This window comes from Chitinilyticum litopenaei DSM 21440, from assembly GCF_000428145.1.
Lineage (GTDB): Bacteria > Pseudomonadota > Gammaproteobacteria > Burkholderiales > Chitinibacteraceae > Chitinilyticum > Chitinilyticum litopenaei.
This window is the reverse complement of the sequence record NZ_KE386630.1, coordinates 116,627-133,008: the sequence shown is the minus strand read 5'-3', so window position 1 is coordinate 133,008 and position 16,382 is coordinate 116,627. Positions and strand designations below refer to the sequence as shown.

The 16,382-nt window shown below is 65.9% G+C and carries 14 protein-coding genes and 1 pseudogene; 12 read left to right on the top strand and 3 right to left on the bottom strand.

Annotation, left to right across the window (positions count from 1 at the left end):
- The 10 genes and pseudogenes from C515_RS24435 to C515_RS24220 form a co-directional block, all read left to right on the top strand.
- Positions 1-281 (top strand): hypothetical protein (locus C515_RS24435; protein ID WP_211234039.1); only part of this gene is annotated, 281 nt, incomplete at its 5' end.
- Complete coding sequence (locus C515_RS0118050) at positions 268-945, top strand: hypothetical protein (RefSeq protein WP_028456635.1); 678 nt, start codon at positions 268-270, stop codon at positions 943-945. The genes C515_RS24435 and C515_RS0118050, both read left to right, overlap by 14 nt.
- Before the next feature lie 846 nt (positions 946-1,791).
- The gene (locus C515_RS0118045; protein ID WP_028456634.1) at positions 1,792-2,067 is read left to right on the top strand and encodes a type II toxin-antitoxin system Phd/YefM family antitoxin; all 276 of its coding nucleotides are present in this window, start codon (positions 1,792-1,794) and stop codon (positions 2,065-2,067) included.
- Entirely contained in the window at positions 2,067-2,408 is a 342-nt protein-coding gene (locus C515_RS0118040) for a type II toxin-antitoxin system RelE/ParE family toxin (protein WP_028456633.1), read from the top strand. Before C515_RS0118045 ends, C515_RS0118040 begins: the two co-directional genes overlap by 1 nt.
- A gap of 154 nt (positions 2,409-2,562) precedes the next feature.
- Positions 2,563-2,691, top strand: a pseudogene (locus C515_RS23850) (transposase); the annotation flags it as partial.
- Between the two features lie 90 nt (positions 2,692-2,781).
- Positions 2,782-3,225, top strand: coding sequence for an ATP-binding protein (locus tag C515_RS0118035; protein WP_028456632.1), 444 nt, complete (start codon positions 2,782-2,784; stop codon positions 3,223-3,225).
- Positions 3,226-3,268: 43 nt separating this feature from the next.
- Positions 3,269-3,613, top strand: a complete 345-nt coding sequence (locus C515_RS0118030; RefSeq protein ID WP_051305095.1) for an STAS domain-containing protein — start codon at positions 3,269-3,271, stop codon at positions 3,611-3,613.
- Between the two features lie 5 nt (positions 3,614-3,618).
- Positions 3,619-5,637 carry a SpoIIE family protein phosphatase gene (locus C515_RS22830; protein WP_051305089.1) on the top strand — a complete coding sequence of 673 codons (2,019 nt, stop codon included), beginning with the start codon at positions 3,619-3,621 and terminating at the stop codon, positions 5,635-5,637.
- On the top strand, positions 5,634-6,905 hold the full coding sequence (locus tag C515_RS0118020; protein ID WP_211234110.1) for an ABC transporter substrate-binding protein: 1,272 nt from the start codon (positions 5,634-5,636) through the stop codon (positions 6,903-6,905). Before C515_RS22830 ends, C515_RS0118020 begins: the two co-directional genes overlap by 4 nt.
- A gap of 114 nt (positions 6,906-7,019) precedes the next feature.
- Positions 7,020-7,208, top strand: a complete 189-nt coding sequence (locus C515_RS24220) for a hypothetical protein (protein WP_158380881.1) — start codon at positions 7,020-7,022, stop codon at positions 7,206-7,208.
- A 60-nt stretch (positions 7,209-7,268) separates the two neighbouring features.
- Here the strand turns inward: C515_RS24220 and C515_RS21920 are convergent, their stop codons facing one another.
- Together C515_RS21920 and C515_RS21915 are read right to left on the bottom strand one after the other, a co-directional pair.
- On the bottom strand, positions 7,269-8,783 hold the full coding sequence (locus tag C515_RS21920) for a glutamate-cysteine ligase family protein (RefSeq protein ID WP_051305088.1): 1,515 nt from the start codon (positions 8,781-8,783) through the stop codon (positions 7,269-7,271).
- Positions 8,780-11,185, bottom strand: a complete 2,406-nt coding sequence (locus tag C515_RS21915) for an MFS transporter (RefSeq protein WP_144290549.1) — start codon at positions 11,183-11,185, stop codon at positions 8,780-8,782. Before C515_RS21915 ends, C515_RS21920 begins: the two co-directional genes overlap by 4 nt.
- A 221-nt stretch (positions 11,186-11,406) precedes the next feature.
- Here C515_RS21915 and C515_RS0118005 point away from each other — a divergent pair, with 221 nt between their 5' ends.
- Positions 11,407-12,444 (top strand): patatin-like phospholipase family protein, encoded by a 1,038-nt coding sequence (locus C515_RS0118005; protein ID WP_051305087.1) that lies wholly within the window; start codon positions 11,407-11,409, stop codon positions 12,442-12,444.
- A gap of 468 nt (positions 12,445-12,912) precedes the next feature.
- Here C515_RS0118005 and C515_RS22825 read toward each other — a convergent pair whose 3' ends face one another.
- The gene (locus C515_RS22825; RefSeq protein ID WP_051305086.1) at positions 12,913-14,925 is read right to left on the bottom strand and encodes an adenylate/guanylate cyclase domain-containing protein; all 2,013 of its coding nucleotides are present in this window, start codon (positions 14,923-14,925) and stop codon (positions 12,913-12,915) included.
- Positions 14,926-15,088: 163 nt separating this feature from the next.
- Between C515_RS22825 and C515_RS0117995 the strand changes: the two genes are divergently transcribed.
- Positions 15,089-16,378 carry a DUF445 domain-containing protein gene (locus C515_RS0117995; RefSeq protein WP_051305085.1) on the top strand — a complete coding sequence of 430 codons (1,290 nt, stop codon included), beginning with the start codon at positions 15,089-15,091 and terminating at the stop codon, positions 16,376-16,378.
- Positions 16,379-16,382 lie beyond the last annotated feature (4 nt).

Below are 16,382 nucleotides of genomic sequence, written 5' to 3'. Positions count from 1 at the left end.
ATTTTCCACCCCCCAACCAACACCAGCAGCAGGACGACGGGCTTTCTTTTCTTTCTCCGGCTGATTCCGGAAAATCTCCCTCTAGAACTCTAGACGCCAATAACCACGCGGGTTACAGCCGTTTTTCTGACTCTAGAACCCCCAGCCCTCTAGAGGGAGGAAAACCGCTGAAGGTCAATAACCATGCGGGTTCTAGAGTTCTAGAGGGAGAAACACCCCAAACAGCCGAGAGAAAAGAAAACAGCATCGAAATCGAGGGGGTGGACTATGAAATCTTCTGACCTGCTCGCCACCCTGACCGGCGCGGGTTTGTCGCTGGCGCTGTCCGATGATGGCGGCTTGAAGGTCAGCCCGCGCCCCACCCCGGAGCAGGCCGCGCTGATTCGTCAGCACAAGCCCGACCTGCTGGCCTACCTGCAAGGCTGTAAGGAAACACTGCGCCCACTGGTCGACATCCTGCCCGCCGTCACTACGCGGATTGCGCTGGCTGGCGCTGGCCTGCCCTTGCCGGAACCTGAGCCGCTGCCCGTCATCGAGCCGGAGGACGAAGCGGGGGGCGTGGGGGTATGGGTGGAGCCGGAGGGCTACGAGAACAGCGATGACTCGGCATGGGCTGATCTGTCCCCGATGCGCCGTCAGCAGCTCAGGCGGGCAAGGGGCAGGGCGAACATGCAGGCCACGCGGCAGGCCATTGCCGAGCGCAAGCATGAAGCCGAGCAGATGCTGGGAGCCATGCATGCCAGCCTGTCCGACAGCACGCACAGGCTTTGCCGGCCCTGCCGGTTCGTGGATGTGGGCGAACTGCCGACCGGCACGCCCTGCCTGTTCCTGAGCATGGACGGGCAGGATGCACTGACCGGCAATTACCTGGCTGCCGTGTGGCTGGCCGGCAAGCGCCGCCGCATTGCCTACAAAGCGCTGAAGGAAATTGCCGCGTGCCGCTGACCGTGGGCGCTGGTATCCAGGGCGGCGGTTTCCAGTGAGGTTTCCACGGTTACCACCCCCTACGCGCGCGCGAGGCAGTGCGAAGCTGGGGGACTGCTGGCACGACGGTTTTCCGCCTGCTTTCCGGTAGTTACCGCCCTGTGTGACTGGTGCTGACCTGTTACGCCAAGCACCGTGGCGGGTTTTTTGCGCGGGCAAGCCATCAATTCGACTGCTGACCCTCAAGCTGAGGGGTAAGGGTCATGGCCTGGGAGCAGCGAGATTGCAACGAGGCATGGCTAGGGTTAGCCAAGGATCAGGCGGTGCGGGGTGAGCTGGCAAAGGCGAAGAGAGAATGCGCCCCGAAAGGTGGGCCCCGGAAAAATCCGGGATTGAGTGGGTTGACTCGACTGTCCAGAAAACTGGCCCGACTTCAACCCCACAGTCGGGGCGCTTTGCCAATTTAGCAGCGGGCATCAAGGCCGGCAATGCGGCGATGTGCGCCGGGTGTGCGACGCTGTGCGAGGGGGGATCGCACAGGCGAAAACCAGCCTACCGCCTGCCGTATGTACCCCTGCTTGTACCCCTGTTTGTGGTTTGCGCAAGGGCGAAGCATTGAAAATAAAGGGTTTGCGGCGAGAAGACGAGTCCGACCCCGGCACCACCAACAAAATCAAGGTCTTGCGCAATTTTCGCCAAGACCTTTTTTGTTGCCTTTTTCTGCCGTGGCACACTGGTGGGTACTCAAGCAAAACACGCCAGCGCCATTGCCCTGTGCCGCCCCCCCGTCATGACGACCTGATGCATGCCTTGTATGTGGACCAGAAAAAGACTATATTAAGTCTTGTTTAAGGCAGGAGCATCGCGATGCGCTACTCATCACAAGTCAAACCGATCAGCTATCTCAAAGCCAACGCAGCCGAGGTTCTGGCTCACCTCGCGGAGCAGCGCGAACCGATGGTCATCACCCAAAACGGTGAGGCGAAGGCTGTCCTGCAGGACGTCGCTTCGTTTGAAGAGACGCAAGCAACACTGGCCTTGCTAAAGATTCTCGCGCTGGGTAATCAGGATGTGGTGACTGGCAAGGTCAAGCCTGTGGCTGATGTCGTTGCCCGCCTCCGCGCCAAGCGAGCCTCAGACTGATGGCAGACACATCTGCCAGGTTTGAGGTCCTGCTCACCGAGGGGGCGGAGCAGGATTTGGAGGCGATCCACGACTACATCTCCGAGTTCGACTGTGTGACCAACGCCAACCAGGTGCTGGATGAGTTGATGGTCGTTGTGGATAGCCTGTCGCAATTCCCGGCGCGCGGCAGTTATCCAAAGGAACTCGTCGGCCTTGGGATCAAAGAATACCGCCAGACCTTATTCAAACCCTATCGCGTCATCTACCGTGTCACAGGCAGCCAGGTCATTGTTTACCTGATTGCGGACGGACGTCGTGACATGCAATCCTTGCTCGCTCGCCGCCTGCTAGGAGCTTGACCCGCAACAACACGCGCCAGTGCTCATAAGCACGTAGCTGCCGCCCGAGGGCTCGAGGCCGGTTTCCACAGGCCCCCGGTATTGAGGATGACCGCGAATTCCGGATACCAAGCGTAGCCAGATAAACTGGTATACGGAGGTATCGAGGTGCAAAATTCCGAAGCAGAGCTACCCCACCGAGTTCAAGCAAGGAGCAGTCCGTCTGGTCGAAGCCGAAGGCAAATCTCCCGCTCAGGTCGCCCGCGACCTGGGGATTTCCGAGCAGACCCTCAGTAACTGGCGCAGTTGCTCAACAGCCTGTTAAGCTGGTGCACACATTGCGTTGCCGGCCGGCCGGCGGGTGGCGTGGCGATTCTTGTTTCGGGATGGGGCGGTGACGACAAGCAATGGCAGTGTTCTCGAATACCGGCTGTCCGCAGAGCTGACGGCGATTGCCGGGCTGGCCGAGGCCGTTACGGCCTTTCTGGCGGCCTGGCCGCACTTGGCCATGCAGGTCAACCTCTGTCTGGATGAATTGCTGACCAATACCATCACCCACGGCCTCAAGGGCGAGCCCGGGCATGAGATTCGCGTGGGGTTGGCGCTGGCCGGTGGCTGGCTGGAGATCGCGATTACCGACGATGCACCGGCCTTTGATCCCTTTGCCGAAGTGCCCGAGCCCGATCTGGAGGCCGAGCTGGATGCGCGCACGCCAGGCGGTCTGGGCGTGCATTTCGTGCGCAGCCTGATGGACGACTATCGCGTCGTGCGCGAAGGCGGGCACAATCGCGTGCTGCTGCGCAAGCAGTTGCCCGACGGCGCGCCGGCGCCGCACTAATGGCGCGCTTCGCGCCGCCCGGATTATGGAGACAAGCATCACCATGGCAATCACCACCACCCTGGCAAACCTCCCCGAGGCCCTGCTGCTGCAGGCCAGCGGCCGGCTCGACGGCGCAACGTCGCCGGAACTGGAAAAGGCGCTGCTGCCCTTGCTGGCCGACGCGGGCAGCAGGGTGCTGCTTGATCTGGCTGCGCTGGATTATGTATCCAGTGCGGGCCTGCGCATCATCCTGATGGCGGCCAAGCGCGCCAAGCAGGCGGGCGGGCGCTTTGTGCTGTGCGGCCTGCAGCCGCAGGTCAGCGAAGTGTTCGAGATGAGCGGCTTCACCCGCATTCTCGAGCTGGCGCCGACGGTGGCGGACGGGCGCGCGCTGCTCGCCGGCTGAACGCCATGCCGCTGCGCTTTGCCATCCGTTCGCTGAAGGCCAGGATTTTCCTCGCGCTGGCGGCGATCCTGCTGCTGGTCGCTTGCGTGGTGATGGTGTACTCGCTGCTGGCGGTGCGCGCCTCCGCCATTGCCGCCGAAGAGCGTTCGGTGCAGAACGTGCTGCGCATGGCCGAGCTGGCGATCCGCAGCGAATATCACACCCTGCTGGCCGGCAAGGTGGCGCTGGTGCAGGAGCGCAAGGCGCGTTTTCGCGAATTTGACCGCGTGGTGCTGCAAACGCTGGCGCATTATCAGGCGCTGGCGCAGCAGGGCAGGCTCAGCGAGGCCGAGGCACAGGCACTGGCACTGGCCTGGCTGCAGAAAATCCGCCCGGTGGGGGGCGAATACCTGCTGGTGTTCGATCGTGACGGTGTGGCGCTGGTGTACCCCGAACCCGCACTCCTGGGCACGCAGCTGTCGGGCTATACCGATTTCAAGGGGCGCAGCGTGGTCGCTGCCGCCTGGGACGAGGCCGACCGGTATGGCGAGACGGTGCTGATCTACGACTGGAAGGCCGTTGGCTCGGATCGACTGGTGCAGCGCTACGGACACTTTCTGCCCTACCGGCCATGGAACTGGATGGTGGCCTCGGTCGGGCGGGTTGACGAGGTGCAGGGCGAGGCCGATGCCCGTCTGGCGCAATTCCGTGCCGAGCTGGCGCGCAGCCTGGCGCAGGTCGAAGTGATTGGCAATGGCGCGGTCTTTGTCTTCGATGGCCAGGGCCAATGGGTTGTCCGTCCTTCTGCCGCGAATGGCGACATTGATGCACAGGCGCAGGCCGCGCTGCGGGCCGCGGCGGGCAATCGCGCCACCGCGCGCTTTCGCGGGCAGGATGGCCGCGCCATGCAGGGCTGGGCCACCTATGTGCGCGCACTGGACTGGTATGTCGCGGTGTCCGCGCCGGAAGATGCACTTACCGCGCCGGCGCGCGAGCTGGTCACCCGCCAGGCGCTGGTGTTTGCCGGCGGCTTGCTGCTGGGCCTGCTGCTGGCCTGGGCCGTCGCCAGCGGCATCGCCCGTCCGCTGGTGCGTCTGGGCCAGTATGCACGCGGACTGGCCGGCGCCGATTTTTCTGCCGAGCGCACACAAACCATGCCGGCCGCCTTGTTGGATGAGCGCCAGGATGAAATCGGCGAGCTGGCGCGTTCCTTCGCCAGCATGGAAACCGCGCTGTATCGGAATGTGCGCACGCTGCTGGCGGTGACTGGCGAGCGCGAGCGCATCGAGGGGGAGCTGGGCGTGGCGCGCGACATCCAGCTTGGCCTCTTGCCCAAGGTATTCCCGGCGTTTCCCGAGCGTCCGGAAATCGACCTGCATGCAACGCTGGTCTCGGCGCGCGAGATCGGCGGCGACCTGTATGATTTCTTCCTGGCCGGCGACACGCTCAATTTCACGATTGGCGATGTGGCCGGCAAGGGCGTGCCGGCTGCGCTGTTCATGGCGATTACCAAAACGCTGATGAAAACGGCCGGCGAAAGCTGCGCCACGCCAGCTGCAGCAGTGCGCCAGGTCAACGACCATCTGGCGCGCGACAATCCCAATCTGATGTTCGTCACGGCCTTCAATGGCGTGCTCGACCTGCACAGCGGTGCGCTGCGCTATGCCAATGCCGGTCACAATCCGCCGCTGATCCTGCGGGCCGACGGCCGCTGCGAAGTCCTGCGCAGCGTGAGCGGGCCGGCGCTGGGCGCCTTTGAAGACATGGACTACACCGGCTATGCCGCGCAGCTGCAAGCGGGGGAGTGGCTCTTGCTTTATACCGATGGCGTGACCGAAGCCATGGATGGCGAGGGCAGGCTCTATGGCGAAGCGCGCTTGCTGGCGCAATTTGCCGCACTGGCCCCGCAGGGCAGCGCCGCCAGCCTGATCCGCGCCCTGATGGCCGATCTGGCCTTGCATGCCGGCGGAACGGATCAGTCCGATGACATCACGCTGCTCGCCATCCGCTATCTGGGTGTGGACCACGACAAGGAACAAACGTGAAATTCTGGAGCCTGCCACTTGCACTGCTGCTGTGTGCCTGCTCGCCCGCGCCGTCCGGGCCTGATGCCGCCAGTGCCCCCGCCGCCGAGATCCGCCCGCTGGCTCCGGCTGCCAGTACCGTCGGCACCGCGCCGGCGAACGCCAGCGCCGTTGCATCGGACGTGCTGGCCGCGAGTCGCTGGCCACTGACGCCGCGCCGCAAGGCCGATGGCGGCAAGTGGCGCATCGCCTATTACGAGGGCGGGCAATACCGCGATTATGAAGTCATCCTCAAGGCCACCGTGCGGGGCTTGATGGCGCTGGGCTGGCTGCGCGACATGCCGCTGCCCGCCGACAACAACCCGCAGGCGGGTGGCTTCTGGCGCTGGCTGGCGGCCAATGCGCGCAGCGACTACCTCGAATTCCTGCCCGATGGCTACCATGCCGCCGGCGATTTCGACCCCAAGCAGCGCCCGGTGGTGGCCGCTGCGCTGCTCAAGCGTCTGCAGGAGCGCCGCGACATTGATCTGGTGATCGCCATGGGCACCTGGGCCGGGCAGGATCTGGCCCGCCCCGGCATCAGCACGCCGGTGGTGGTCATGTCCACCAGCAACCCGGTGGCCAGCGGCATTGTGCGCAGCGACGATGATTCCGGCTTTGACCACCTGCACGCCAAGACCGAGCCGGGGCGCTATGGCCGCCAGCTGGCGCTGTTTCACGACATTTTCCGCTTCAGGAAGCTGGGGATTGTTTACGAAGACAGCGTCGAAGGTCGCAGCTTTGCCGCCGTCGACGAAATCGCGGCCATCGCCGGCAAGCGCGGCTTTGCGGTGCAGACCTGCCATGCGCCCTTCAATGGCGTCAGCCAGCAGGAGGCCGAAGCGCGCGTGACGGCCTGCTACCGCGAAATTGCCACCGTGGCCGACGCGGTCTATCTCACCGTCCATCGCGGCATCACCCCGCAATCGCTGCCGGGCGTGCTCGAGCCGCTGATCGCCCGCGGGCTGCCGACCTTTTCGATGCTGGGCGAGCAGGAAGTCCGCCAGGGTGCGCTGATGAGCATCGCCCAGCTCAATTACCTGTATGTCGGGCGCTTTCATGCCGAAACCATGGCGCGCATCTTCAACGGCGCCAGTCCGCGCGCGCTGCCGCAAGTCTGGCAGGCACCGGCGAAAATCGCGCTGAATCTCGAAACGGCCGAACGCATCGGCTACAACCCGCCGGTCGACATTCTCATGGCCAGCGACGAGATCTACGCCCGCATCAGCCCGCCGCCGGCGCCGCGCTGATTGCTGTGATCAAACAGTAATAATCTGTCAACGCAGAGGGGCAGAGAAAACAATATACCTGCCAAGCTATTCAACCGCAGGCATTAATTATATTTGCCTGCAGGTGTATACCCATTGAAAAGTCTGGTCATGCCTCTGCGTCAGATGCGTCATTCCCGCGCAAGCGGGAATCCAGAATGCCATGTGAACTCAAGCTTTGCTCTGGATGCCCGCTTGCGCGAGCATGACAACAAAAGTGTTTCTAATTTGCGTCTCAACAGCTGCGCTACCGGTTTTTTCAAGAAACAAAAATCGGTTTTCTGAAAGGTATTTTCTTCTCCGCCTTTCCTCTGCGTCTCTGCGCCTCTGCGTTGGGTTTTGCATTCAGTCACAGAGAAGCGGCGGCGGGACGACGACCATTCTGCGGGCCTTGAGCAGCGCCGCGAGCGCCTCGTCCTGCGTGCCCGGATGGCTGGCGACCAGCTGCAGCGCGCGGTCGGCGGCGTTGGCGCCGCTCGCCAGCACATGGCGCGGGTAGGCCAGCAACCATTGCTCGTCCGCAGCAAGACCGCTGCTGGCCAGCTCGACCACCAGCGCGGCGATGTCGCGGCCCGTGATTCCGCCAGATTCGGCGGCCAGGCCGTCGCGGATGCAGGCTTCGCGCAAGCCGCCCAGCTGCGCCCATGGCAGGGCCGCATGCAGTTTTTCCCAGGCGCCGGGCGCATTGAGCAGGCCGGTTTGCACGGCGCTGGGCGCCATCACGCAGCTGGCAGCAACCCCTGCGCCGGCCTCGGCCAGCAGGTTGGCATCGGCGAGCGTGTTGCCGGCCACCCGGCCTTCCAGATAGACGTGGCGGCAATGCCGGGCAAAGAGCGCCTCGGTGGCGCCGTCCTGGTCCAGTGTGGCCAGAAACTCCGTGCAGCCGGGCAGGCTGGCGAAGGCGAAACGGATGCGGGCATCGAGAAAGTGGGCAAACTGCAGCTGCTCCAGATGCGCCAGCGATGGCGTGATCCGGCAGCCCTGGCGCAGCCTGATGCCGTGCGCCTGTTGCGCCGGGCCGGCCAGAAAGCTGAGCAGCGACTGCGGTTCATCCAGCACATAGAGTTCATCGAAGGTCTTGTAGCTGGCGTCCGTGGCGATGGCGTGCATCACCGTATCGGGGGCGAATACCCAGCGCAGATAGTCGGCCAGCCCGGCAAAGGGCCGCGCGGGCAGTTCGCACAGGCGGCGATCGGCGGCATGGTGCGCGCGGGCAAACATGCGCCGCCACAGCTGCAGGCGGTTTTCGCGGTGTCCGCTGTACTGGCCCGCTTCGAACGGGCTGTTGGCGAACAGGGCGATAAAGGCCGGGGCGGCCAGCAGCAGCAGGTTGAGACCGGCGACCGCGTCCGCGACGGCGACGCCGGTGGTGGGGCCATTCTGCGCCTTGGCGTCGATGCCGGCGGCATGATCCCAGCCGCGCGCGCCGATCCAGTAGTCGTAAATCGGTCGCGGCGCGCGCAGGCTGGCGTAGCGCTGCGGTGTCGATGCGGTGCAGGGGTGTTCGGCCAGATTGAGGGCGTAGAGGTCGTGAGCCGCCAGCGCGCTTTCCAGCTCGGCCTGCTCGGCGGCGACCTGGCGCGCCAGACGGTTGAGGCTGCCCGTGCGGCCAAAGACCGGCGCAAAGGAGGTTTCCAGATTGTTGTAGCCGTTATCGAAGGAGCTCAGGCCCCAGGGGCTGGCAACACCGAGCAGACTGCCATCGGTGGTGCGCAGCGCGGCGGTGGCGGGCGCGCGGGCGCGCCGCTCGGCCAGCAGCGTGGCCAGCGCCGGCCGGGCATCGCCCGTGCTGCCGTCCGCGCTGCGCGCCACCGGCAGCTCCAGCTCCAGTCCGACGCTGAGACTGGTCAGCGTGCTCATGGCTTCACCACCGTGTGGTGCTGCGCATCACGCGTCAGCAGCCAGAAAGCCACGGCGCACAGCATGTACAAGAGGCCGGCCAGGCTCAAGCCCGCCTGGCTGCCCAGCAGCGCAAACAGCCCGCCCATCAGCAGCGGGCCCAGCAGCTGGCCGAGCTTGTCGGCCGTGCGCTGGATGGCCATGGCGCGGTTTTTTCCGGCCCGCTGCACGGCGGGCAGCTGCAGGGCAAAGCTCGATTGCGCCGGGCCGCCAAAGCTGCTGGCCACGCCCAGCAGAAACACCGCCAGCAGCATCCCCCACAGGCCGGCATCCAGATACAGCGCGGCCAGTCCACCGCCGCCCAGCAGGCCGGCCAGCACGATAAAGCGCTGGCGCTGGCGAAAGCGCCCCAGCCAGCGCCCCAGCAGCGGTCCCAGATAGATGACCGAGAGGCCGTAAATCATCAGGATGCGCCCGGTGTCGGCCGGCGAGGCGCCCTGCGCGCCCAGATGCACGGGCAGGGCGTAATACAGCAGGCCGACCTGCACGATGGAAAAGGGCACCACGCACAGCGCCAGCAGCGCCAGGTAGCCGCGATCGGCCAGCAGCTCGCGCAAGCCGCCACTGCCAGCACTTGGCGTGGCGGGTGGCGGCGTGCGGAAGTGCTCGCGCATGAACACGATGGCGAACAGCAGCGGCAGCAGCCCCAGCAAGGCCGACAGCAGGAAGACGCTCGGATTGCCGAACTGCTCGGCCAGCATGCCGCCGGTGGCGCTGCCGCACAGGTGGCCGGCAAAAATCCCCGCCACTAGGCTGGCAATGGCGTGCATCTGCGTGCGCGGGCTGCTGGCGGCGTACACATGCGATTGAATCCCCATCCAGGCGAGCCCATAACCCAGGCCCACCAAGGCGCGCGCCACGATAAAGGCGCCCGCGCTAGCGGTCAGCGCCGCCAGCAGGCCACCCGCCGCGCAGATCAGCGTGCCCGCCAGAAAGGGCCAGTGCCAGCCGCGCTGGTCCGCCCAGCGCCCGGCAAACAGCGTGGCCAGCAGGGCGAACAGCATTTCCGCCGACACCGGCAGCGCCTTGAGCAGGTCGGCGGGCACGGGGCCGCCGGCCGGCAGCAGGCTGGCCATATGCAGCGGCACGATGGCCAGCGGCAGCGCCCAGGCAAACAGCAGGGTGAAGGCCGCCGTGCGCGCCAGCAGCGGCCGCGCCGTCGGCCGCCCGGAGGCGGGCTGGCGTGCGGCCTGCTGGTGCCGGTGCATCAGCGCCGCTAGCAGGATCAGCAGCTCGCCGACAAAAATCGCCGAGGTCAGCGCCACGGTGAGCGCATCAAATACCCGCCGTCCTATACCTCTGGAGAGCGCATCTGCCGAAAGGCTGGCGCTTAATACCCCGACGGTTTTTGCCGCATCGCCTGCTCCGGTGCGCAGCGGAGTGAGGATGGGCGCGCCCGTGGCGTCGGTCGGCGTGCTGCCGCTGCGGACATGGCGAAACAGCGGCTGCTGCTGCGCGTCCAGCAGCGCGACGCTGGCAAGTTCGGGAATGTCGTCGAGCATGCGCTGAAAGGGCGCATCCAGGCCGTGAAAGCGCTCCAGCCCCACGCCCAGCGCCAGCAGGCGTTCAAACTCGCGGCCCAGGCTGTCGCTGGCGCGCTGCACATTGCTGCTGACACCCGTCAGATAGCTGGCGCGAAACGCGGCCACGTGATGCCAGGAAAACACCGCTTGCGCGATCAGCACCGCGGCAAAGGGGGCGATGAACAGCGCGCGGCGATACAGGCGCTCCGGGCAGCGCTGCAGCAGCAGCGTGGCCGCAAACAGCAGCAGCAGGCCCAGCGCGCTGCTGCTGGCCAGGCTCTGCAGTGTCTGTGCGCGGCTGTCCTGCAGGCTGGCCGTCACGGCGGAATCGGGCAAGAGGAAGACCAGGAAGCCGCTGAGCTGCCGTCCCTGGCCATGAATGGGCAGCAGATAGAGCTGACCGGCATCGGTGCGGCGCTGCAGCAGCGCCGCACCCTGGTGTTCCGCCAGTGTCGTCGCCAGCAGGCCATCCGTCAGCCCGCCGCCATCCTGCTGCAGCAGCGTACCGCCGGCATCGCTGACCGCGACGGCCGTCACAAAGGGCAGGCTGCCGCGCAGGCCGGCGAGCGTTGCATCCAGGCCATGCATCTGCGTCAGCGGCTTGCCCAGCCGCATGGCATTTTCGATGTGAAACACCTGTTCATGCCCGCTGATGCGGATCGCGGTGGCCAGCGTCTGCAGGCTGGCGTTGCGCTGCGCGGCCAGCATCAGCACCGCATTGAGTCCCTGGGCCAGCACCAGGATGATCATGCTGGCCAGCAGCATGCGCATGAGTAGCGGGCGACGCAGCTCCGGATTGTGGAGATGGCTGGATGGTGCGGGAGAAACGCTCGAACTCATGGTGATGGCTTGGCAGTCTGCAGGGGGCGCCCTGCCGGGCGGAGCCGGGGGCAGGGCAGGATTTGTCTCGCCGGGGGCGCAGGCTGGCCGTTCGCATCGACAGCCTTGCCAGCGCATGTTTTACTACAGCGCAGCAAATTTGGCGAAAGATAACTGCAAATGGCACCCCGCAAGGTGACACGCACGTTGTCGTTCTGGACAGTCTTGAAAGGAGAAACAGCATGGCGGCAGGCAGCAGCAAGAAACAGCGCAAACCCCTCAATCTGGCCCTGCAGGGCGGCGGCTCCCACGGCGCGTTTACCTGGGGCGTGCTTGATCGCCTGCTTGAGGAGGATTGCTTCGATTTCGACAGCATTGTCGGCACCAGCGCCGGCGCGATGAACGCCGCGGCGCTGGCCTACGGCCTCAAGGTCGGCGGCCCCCAGAAGGCGCGCGACTGCCTGGCGGAATACTGGGAGCTGATGATGAAAACCGGCGCTTTCGCGCCCTGGCCCTCGCTGATGGATCGCGCGATTGGCGACGGCAATATGAAGTATTCGCCGGTGTTTGCCTTTGCCGATGCGCTGACCCGTGTCGTTTCGCCCTATCAGCTCAATCCCATGGGTTTCAATCCCATTCAGCCGACCATCGAGAAGGTGATCGATTTCGAGCGCCTGCGCGCGCTGAAGGACACCGGCCCGAAGCTTTTCCTGTGCGCGACCAATGTGATGAACGGCCGCGTGAAGGTCTTCGAGCGCGACGAGCTGACCGTGGAAGCCGTGCTGGCCTCGGCCTGCCTGCCCTTCATGTATCACGCGGTGGAAATCGACGGCGAGTTCTACTGGGATGGCGGCTATATGGGCAACCCGCCGATCTTCCCGATTTTCTACAACAGCGACTGTCGCGACGTGATGATCGTGCAGATCACCCCGATCAACCTCGCCGAATTGCCGACCACCGCCACGGCCATCTTCGACCGCATCAATGGCCTGAGCTTCAACTCCAGCCTGATGCGCGAAATGCGCGTGGTGAACTTCATCAACGGTCTGGTGCGCAAGGGCTTTGACGACGGCGGCAAGCTGAAGGAAGCCTACATCCACACCATCGACGCCGAGGACACGATGAACAAGCTTGGCGCGGCCAGCCAGGCCAATCTCGACCGCACTTACATCGGCGGGCTGTTCGAGCTGGGCCGCAACAAGGCCGAGGAATTCATCCGCCAGCATTACGCCAAGGTGGGGGTGGAATCCTCGACCGACATCGAAGAGAAGTTCCTGTAAGAGGTGATTGGGTTCTATTTGAGGTATGTCGCTCAAGCCCTTTGATCGAAAAGGCTTGAGCGGCATACCCATTATTGTGGCCTGATTGGGTCTTTCCTTCGGGAAGTCCGAGCAACAATAACGCTGGTTAGTTCGTTCAGCCCTAAAAGCCGCTGAGAAGCGCAGATTTTCCGGGATCAGGCGCGGGACGTGTCTGAGCCCGCAGGGCGAGTTGTCCCGAGCCCCCGGAAAAACGAGCATCGCAAGGAACCCCGCGCAGCGGGGCGGCTGATCGGGCGCGCCTTGGGGGTGTCGGGGGGCTTGGCAAGACAAGCCCCCTGACGTGCTGCCGGGCACCCCCGGCATCAAAGCATCGCGCCGAAGGCGCTGAAACCCCGTGGGACGATGGCATGACGAGCTGCCGAGCTGGTGACCTGATCAGGAGGCGCGTTTGCCACCCGGATGCGTGCAATTGCGCGACGGTGAGCGCTACCCCAGCCTGCGCAGGTGATACACCGGCTGGCGGCCGTAGTTCTTCGCCAGTGACAGCATGCCGACGTATTCGCAGGCGTAGCGCGGCCGGTAGTCGCCGCCGGTCATTTGCGCCTCGTGGCGCAGCGCGTTTTCCTCGGCCAGCAGCATGGCCACGAATTGCTGTGAGGCGTAGACATGCCCCGGCAGCGAAACCGGTTCCAGCCGCGCGGCGCGGCTGACATGGCTGCCGTAAACGATGGGGCGGCCGGTCAGCGGATGCTCGCCGGCGAAAACCGGGCCGGCGTGCAGGCCGATGCGCACCTGCAGCGGTCGCGACAGCGGGCTGCCGCTGGCATGCATGGCGCCGATGGCATCGATCAGGGCAAAGGCGTAGTCGGCCATGGCGAGGCTGGTGTCCATCACGGCATAGATGGCGTCGCCCCAGCTTTCGATCAGGCGCAGCGCGGATGCCGGCCCGGCCAGCAGGGGCTTGACCGTGGCCAGGCTCTCCCACAGTGCCGGCAGCTCGGCTTCCCCCAGCTTGCTGTAGCCGACGATGTCGGCAAACAGCATGGTGCTGATGCGGCGCTGCGGCAGGACAACGACGCTGCTGTCCGGCAGGGCGGGAGCGGGAATTTGCCGCGGCGCCGGCAGGCCCTCGGCGCTGGCGCGTTCGCGCAGTTCGTCGAGGTCGATCAGGCGCAGGCGCTCGATTTCCGGCCAGTTGTCGATGAAATCCGCCGTGCTGCCGGCATCGCTGGCGGCGGCGTAATCCCAGAGCACCAGCAGGCTGGGTTCGGCCTGCTGCAGGGAGGCCTGCGCGCGGGCCATGCCCTGGATCAGGTGATTGTTGAAGCGCAGCAGCGCGGCGTGGCCCAGAAAGGGCTCCTCGGTGGCGAAGCTCACGCTGGTGGCGAGCTTGCAGGCATTGCGAAAGCGCCGTTCCCAGTGGCCGCCGGCGTAGGCGACGCGGTGGCGGATGAAGTCCTCGCGATCAAAGGGCAGAAACAGGTGCACGTCGGCGCCGCGATCCAGCATGGCTTCGACAAACAGCAACTCCGCGCCGGCGCTGGCGCAGCTGAAGCCGACTTCGGCGCCCAGTGCGTCCAGCTCGCTGGCGATGGCGCGCGCCACGGTGTCTTCCAGTGCCGGCGGGAAACAGGGGCTGTCATCCCAGGGCGCATCCAGCGCCTGACCGGCAAACACCACGACGCGCGGTGGCGGCAGCAGCGCCGGTAGCGTATCCGGCACGGCAAAGCCGCTCTGCGCCAGCAGACGGATGCGGCGCAGGCAGGCCACCACCGAGGGCAGGTGGCGCGGCTGCAGGCGCGCGGCCTGCGCCAGTCGCGCTTCCAGGGCCGGCGTGTCGCCCAGCAGCAGGGCCAGCTCAGCGCCCTGCAGCCACCAGGGGCCCGCGCGGGCGGCATCTGCAGCGGGAGGCTCCGGCTGGGCTGCCCAGCGCGTCTGCAGGCTGGCGGCCAGTGTGCGCGCGGCGGCCAGTTCGCCACGCATGGCGGCGAGGCCTGCCGCGTCGACACCATCGGCCAGGCTGTCGCTGAGCCGGAAGGCGGCAGCCGCGCTGAGCGCGGCCTGCTCAAGGTCAGCGGCGTCGCCCAGTCGTGCCCACAGCTCGACGCGGATCTGGCTAAGCAGGCGCAGCACTTCCGGCGTATCGGCTTCGCCACCGTGGCCGCCCTGCCGGCCTTGCGCGTCGAACAGCGCCAGCAATTCACGTGCGGCGCCGGCAAATCCGGCCGCGTCGGCCTGCTGCGCGACTGCGCTGTGCAGGGCGTCGGCGAAGCGCTGCTCGCGTTCTTCGGTGCTCAGGAGGCGGCCCGACAGCGACCCCATCAGCTTGCGCGCCTCGGCTTCGGCGCCGCTGCGCAAGAGGCTCAGCGCACCCAGCAGGCTCAGGCGCAGGCTGGGTGCCTGCGTGCTGGCCGCTTCGCGATAGGCATCGTAAGCGAGAAAGAACTGCCCCTCGGCCATATGCGCCTGGATGCGCTCATACCATTCGATTTCAGACATGCCGGTGCCATCCGCAATTCGCAACAGCGCATAGCTTAATATGGCGCTCGTGCCGCTGCGGCAGGAATTCGCCGCCACCGTGAACGGTGTTGCTCGCATGTCGCGCCGCACGACCCGCGCCGGGTCTTGCGCTATCCTGCGGATAAAAGCGGGGAGGGCGGGCGTGGGCAGCATCGAGACAGCGGAAACACGGGAAAAACGACAAAGGCTGGCGCGCGCGCGCCGCACGGCGCTGTTGCTGCTGCTGGTGGTGACGGCATTGTTCGTGCTGGCGCAGGTATTGCGCCAGCAGCATCCGCTCTGGCCCTGGGTGGCGGCGTTTGCCGAGGCCGCCATGATCGGCGCGCTGGCCGACTGGTTTGCCGTGGTGGCGCTGTTTCGGCATCCGCTGGGCATTCCGCTGGCGCACACGGCCATCATTCCGCGCAACAAGGCGCGCATTGCCGACAGTCTGGGCAGCTTCATCACCGGCAATTTTCTCTCCACCGAGCGGGTGCTGGCCGCGCTGCGCGAATACAACCCGGCGGCCCAGCTGGTGCGCTGGCTGGCCAGACCCCAGGCCCAGGCTTGGCTGGATGAGCTGCTGTTGACGCTGCTCGGTCAGGTTTTGCTGGCGCTGCACGACCCGCGCGCCCAGCACTTCCTGCAGGAAGGTCTGCTGCTGCGCCTGCGCCGGCTCGATCTCGCCCCCTTGCTGGCCGGCTTGCTGGAAAGCCTGGAAGGTCGCGGGAAGGATGGGCAGCAGCACCGCGTGCTCGATGAAATCCTGCGCGAACTGGACCGCCAGCTCGACGAGCCGGAGGTGCGCGAGCGGCTGATTGCGGTCGTGGCAGCCGAAATGAGCGTGCTGCGCTATGTCAGCCTCGATCGGGCGGCCGGGCGCTACCTCACCGAAAAACTGGTGCACGGCGTGCAGCGCGAATTGCGCGAGGCCTGCCGCGATCCGCAGCATGCCCTGCATGGGCGGCTGGACGACTGGCTGGCCGAGCTCGCCCAGCAGTTGCGCCACGACCCGCAGCTGCAGGCCCGGCTGGCGCGCGCGCAGGCCGAGCTGCTGACCCAGCCCGGCTTTACCGGCCAGCTGGCCCATGTGTGGCTGGCGCTGCTCGACCGGCTGCAGGATGACCTGCAGCAGCCCGATTCGGCGCTGCGTCGCCAGCTGGCCACGGTGACCGGCTCGCTGGCGGTGCGCCTGCGCCGCGACCCGGCGATGCGCGCCTGGATCAACGAACAGGTCGAGGCCGCCGCGCCGCGCCTTTTGGCGCGCTGGCGCGAGCCGATTGCCGACTTCATCGCCGGCCAGGTCAAGGCCTGGGATGACCGCACCATGGTCGACCGGCTGGAGCTCAATATCGGCACCGACCTGCAGTACATCCGCGTGAACGGCACGCTGGTGGGCGGCCTGATCGGGCTGCTGATCTACGGGGTCGGGAAAATGCTGAATACCCTGTGATGTA

Excerpts from the sequence above, each read along its gene's own strand:
- C515_RS21915 (WP_144290549.1), bottom strand. The coding sequence starts at position 11,185 with ATGAGTTCGAGCGTTTCTCCCGCACCATCCAGCCATCTCCACAATCCG.
- C515_RS0118005 (WP_051305087.1), top strand. The coding sequence starts at position 11,407 with ATGGCGGCAGGCAGCAGCAAGAAACAGCGCAAACCCCTCAATCTGGCC.
- C515_RS0118045 (WP_028456634.1), top strand. The coding sequence starts at position 1,792 with ATGCGCTACTCATCACAAGTCAAACCGATCAGCTATCTCAAAGCCAAC.
- C515_RS0118050 (WP_028456635.1), top strand. The coding sequence starts at position 268 with ATGAAATCTTCTGACCTGCTCGCCACCCTGACCGGCGCGGGTTTGTCG.
- C515_RS22825 (WP_051305086.1), bottom strand. The coding sequence starts at position 14,925 with ATGTCTGAAATCGAATGGTATGAGCGCATCCAGGCGCATATGGCCGAG.
- C515_RS0118030 (WP_051305095.1), top strand. The coding sequence starts at position 3,269 with ATGGCAATCACCACCACCCTGGCAAACCTCCCCGAGGCCCTGCTGCTG.
- C515_RS0118040 (WP_028456633.1), top strand. The coding sequence starts at position 2,067 with ATGGCAGACACATCTGCCAGGTTTGAGGTCCTGCTCACCGAGGGGGCG.
- C515_RS22830 (WP_051305089.1), top strand. The coding sequence starts at position 3,619 with ATGCCGCTGCGCTTTGCCATCCGTTCGCTGAAGGCCAGGATTTTCCTC.
- C515_RS21920 (WP_051305088.1), bottom strand. The coding sequence starts at position 8,783 with ATGAGCACGCTGACCAGTCTCAGCGTCGGACTGGAGCTGGAGCTGCCG.